The sequence below is a fragment of the Holdemanella sp. MSK.7.32 genome, assembly GCF_024460475.1.
Lineage (GTDB): Bacteria > Bacillota_I > Bacilli_A > Erysipelotrichales > Erysipelotrichaceae > Holdemanella.
Genome location: NZ_JANFYN010000115.1, coordinates 1 through 768 on the forward strand (window position 1 = coordinate 1; position 768 = coordinate 768).

The 768-nt window shown below is 34.8% G+C and carries 1 protein-coding gene; it reads right to left on the reverse strand.

All coding sequences use genetic code 11. The annotated features are described in order from the left end of the window. Nucleotides 1-614, reverse strand: a 614-nt coding sequence (locus NE544_RS12035) for an IS110 family transposase (protein WP_256269502.1), incomplete at its 3' end; no start/stop codon positions are given. Between the last annotated feature and the right edge of the window lie 154 nt (nt 615-768).

The following is a 768-nucleotide window of genomic DNA, read 5'->3' on the forward strand; positions in this document are numbered from 1 at the left end:
TGAATCACTTTAGATACTGTGTTAATCTTCTTTTTCTGAAGCATTTCTGGATGTGGATATTTTTCAATGATAGCTAAAGCGACAGGACCATACAGATCATCATACAGCGTATCATAGCCTGGAAATACGATATCCAGCTGTGCTCTGAATGCAACCTTATCTTTTCTTATATGAACTAATATATCCTCATAATAGCGTGATAATTCCCTTAGTTCGTGATATATCGTTTCTTGTTTATGGCTGTTATGAAGACTATGGCTGTAATATGTTTTAGCGATTGATTTGGGATCAAGCTTATCTGTTTTTGGACTTCTTAGTGAATCATTCTTTCTTGTTTTAGCTGATAATAGTGGATTGATAATAAACTGCTTAATATTGTTGTCTTCAAGCACTTTCTTAAGGACACGATGGTAAACTCCTGTTGCCTCATAAACAACACATACTTCTGTTTCTAGCTTCTTTTCCATCTCCCTGACAAGATTCACTATCTCATCAAATCCTTCTTTGTTGTGCTTTATTGAACGTGAACCTGTATACTTCACATTCAAATCCTTGAATGCCTGGTAATCTGATTTACCCTTAGAGACATCAATGGATACTATTGGACCTTTCATAGATCATACCTTCTTTCCTTGAATATTCGAAAGCATAACTTCCCGATTTATGACTATCTATTTTCGTCTTACATGCAGGCTCTATCAATAAATCAAAAGGCCTATTTGGATATAAACTGACTCATGTCATAAAAGGAAGCAGAGAACTTTTTTT